Source organism: Mesobacillus sp. (assembly GCF_049588175.1).
GTDB lineage: Bacteria > Bacillota > Bacilli > Bacillales > Cytobacillaceae > Mesobacillus.
In genome coordinates this window covers 1-3,258 of sequence record NZ_JBAVFI010000075.1, presented here as the reverse complement: position 1 = coordinate 3,258, position 3,258 = coordinate 1, and the positions used below count along the sequence as shown (strand labels likewise).

Here is a 3,258-nt window from a genome sequence, read left to right as displayed (position 1 = left end):
TTATAAATAGGCTGTATAAAAGGTGAATGTTGTTTCCTGGCACCTGTTGATGGGAGCGGAGGGCACTCGACTCCTCCGAAAATGCTAACGCATTTTCATCGTGCATGGATAATTTCGAGGAAGCTTTTCAAAGTCCTGCGGGCTCACCTGAAGCCCCGCGTAAAGCGAGTGCATATAGCGAAAATCAAGCGTCTAATTTAACAAAGCCTATAAAATAAAATTTTACCGATTTAGAAAGACTTCAAGGAGAACGACGATGAAAAAAGCTTCCGTACTGATGTTAACCGTTTTATTTATCTTTCTTAGTGTAACAGTAGTATGGCAATGGATTATTTATTCGAATAAAACAAGCCAGGTGGCAAGTACGCAAAAAGAAAGAATAACACAGGCAGTTACAGTCAAGGTTGGCGAAAAGGGATTATCAATTAAACAGGTATTCAAAAACCTGCAAAATGGCAGCCGTTATGGTGTGATCATTCCCGAGCAGGCTGCAGAACTTGTTTGTAAGAATTTAGAGGGTGAGCCTTGCCAGAATGACTTTGAAACGCAGTCTTTCAAAGCTAAAGGAGATATGCTCCAATTTGAATATTTCATAAAATTTGATTCAGCAGCAGTTGAGTTTATCCTTAATGACTGGCTTGTTTCGTTTAGTGAGCGGGAGATCGCTTCAACAAGAATTGAATTAGTGGATAGGATCCACCGGGAGGGAACATGGGTCGCAGGTCTGCCGCTAAAGGGATATAGGCAAATGGAAGTCGTGAAATACTATGTTTTTGAAGGACAGGGGGAAAATCCGTCCCTTTATTGGCTGAATAGGAGCCTTGAGAAATTCTCGAGCCAAAAAGGAATCCAATACTACAGCAGTTCTCCAGAACAGGCTGGAATCTACCAGTTTGATAGTCTGAAAGGTCTGGCTGATAAAAATAATTTATCAGTAGTCTTTAACAGTGAAAATCGCATCGTCCATGGAAATGGTCTTCTTCTTGCTGCTAGCAGCCTATCAAAAAATGAGCTTGAACAGCAATTGGCTATGTCCTTCCTATCTCAAAAAATTCATGGACTTACCCCGAACAACAAAGGGCTGCTTGAGGCACTTGCTTCCTTAATCATAAAACAACCTGCATCAAACCCGAAAAGCCAGGCGATCGTTAGAGAGCTTCAATCTAAATTAACTAGCGAAGAAATAAATGACCTTACCTTTTATCTGGCCGGAGTTGAAACAAGCATCGACTATACTGATCTTAACGATCAGCTAGCTGCAATCAAGGGGATGGAAACCAATTTCTTCACCTTAAATAAACAAGATGAATCGGGTCTTTACCCATTGCTTTTTAATGACGGCAAGGGACTCTTTGCGAATGGCCAAAGGATTATGGATTGGGATATTCTCGTGGAAGGGGACACAAAACTATTTCCATTCATAAAAACAATGAGTTCATTGGGGGCCAAAGCAAATGTCGATTCCCGCATGACTTCGATAAAAGTTACATCTAGCAGCAGTAATTATTCCTTTAATTTAAAGAATAATACTTTTGTTATGAATGGGGAGAGTTTTGGTTTACTGGAAACCCCCTTTAAGATGATTAGCGGGACTGTATATATAGAAGAACATTGGCTCGAAGTGATTTTTAAAGTGTCGGTTGAGGAAAGTGAAGAGGAAATCGCAATATCCCAGTAAATTAGGGAAGCTCTTAAACATTTTTGCTATCACACTTTTTTTGAAAGTCTGTCGATTGGAGCGGAAATCACCAGTCATTCATAATGCAGCAATCAATGCTAATACAGCCATAGGGAAAGAGCTTCATTCAAAGCTAAATTTGTAAATATCTTATCTAATCCGCCCTGCCAGAAGGCAAAAAAAAAGCCCTGCAAAATCTGCAGGGTCCTTCTACATCCCTTTAACAGGATAGAAGGCAAAGGGAGAGGAGAAACCGGAGGAAGAACTTATGGGGAAACGTAAGTCTTCTCCGCGGTTGGCAACAACATCCTCGAATTGATGTTGTTATTTTTCATTATTTCCACTTTAGGAAGTGTTATACACTTATTTGGTTAATTTTTTGTATGTGTGGTAGGATAAGGGAGTAATTTTGCATAATTGAGGAGTACTTAAGATGAGAGTTGTATCAGGGGATTTAAAGGGCCGTCTTTTGAAAGCGGTACCCGGATCGAGTACGAGACCAACAACTGACAAAGTGAAGGAATCATTATTCAATATGATTGGTCCTTATTTTTCAGGTGGAATTGGCCTGGATTTGTTTGCTGGCAGTGGAGGGCTTGGAATAGAGGCTCTTAGCAGGGGCCTTGAAAAAGTCATATTCGTAGATCGTGAAGGCAAAGCGATACATATTGTTAATGAAAACCTGAAGTCATGCGGGCTTGAAGATAGAGCCGAGGTTTACAGGAATGACGCTGTCAGAGCGCTGAAAGCAATCCAAAAAAGGAATTTAACCTTTCATTACATATTCTTGGATCCTCCATACAAAAAACAGCAGCTTGTTAAATTGCTTGAAATGATTGAAAAAGAAAAGCTTATCCATGAAGAAGGATTAATTGTATGCGAGCATGCTTCAGATATTCAGCTGCCTGAAAGAATAGGCGTTTTAAAGCAAGCTAGAAACGAGAAATATGGAATTATTGGCATAACGCTTTACAAGCTTGATGTACAAGATGAGGGGGAAGTCTAAGTGGCAAGAATTGCTGTTTGTCCAGGAAGTTTCGATCCTGTTACTTTCGGGCATCTCGATATCATTACAAGGGCAGCAAAGGTTTTTGACGAGTTATACGTAGTGGTTTTGAATAACTCATCAAAACAACCGTTATTTTCTGTTGATGAAAGAATTGAGCTCATAAACATGGTGACTAAGAATATACCGAATGTTAAAGTGGATTCCTTTCAGGGACTGCTTGTCGACTATGCGGAAAGCGTTAATGCAAATGCAATCATAAGGGGCCTGCGCGCCGTTTCAGATTTTGAATACGAGATGCAGATCACCTCAATGAACAGAGTGTTAAATGATAAAATTGAAACCTTTTTCATCATGACGAACAATCAATACTCATTTTTGAGCTCCAGTATCGTCAAAGAAGTGGCTAAGTATGACGGGAAAATATCCGAGTTAGTCCCTCCAGAGGTGGAAGAGGCACTGATCAGCAAGTTTAAAGGAAATAAAGAATAACGGGCAGAATTCCTGCCCGTTATTTTTTTGTTATAAGATAAGAATGCATAAAATTCATTTCAAGAAATGTCCAGCTTCAGCG

General features: G+C 39.9%; 3 protein-coding genes. All 3 read left to right on the top strand.

Annotated elements, in window-relative coordinates; translation table 11 throughout:
* Positions 1-256: 256 nt before the first annotated feature.
* Entirely contained in the window at positions 257-1,678 is a 1,422-nt protein-coding gene (locus tag WB217_RS01690) for a stalk domain-containing protein (protein ID WP_423990063.1), read from the top strand.
* 433 nt (positions 1,679-2,111) lie between these two features.
* Complete coding sequence (gene rsmD, locus WB217_RS01685) at positions 2,112-2,684, top strand: 16S rRNA (guanine(966)-N(2))-methyltransferase RsmD (protein WP_423990061.1); 573 nt, start codon at positions 2,112-2,114, stop codon at positions 2,682-2,684.
* Positions 2,685-3,176 (top strand): pantetheine-phosphate adenylyltransferase, encoded by a 492-nt coding sequence (gene coaD / locus WB217_RS01680; protein ID WP_423990059.1) that lies wholly within the window; start codon positions 2,685-2,687, stop codon positions 3,174-3,176. It begins immediately after the preceding gene.
* Positions 3,177-3,258 lie beyond the last annotated feature (82 nt).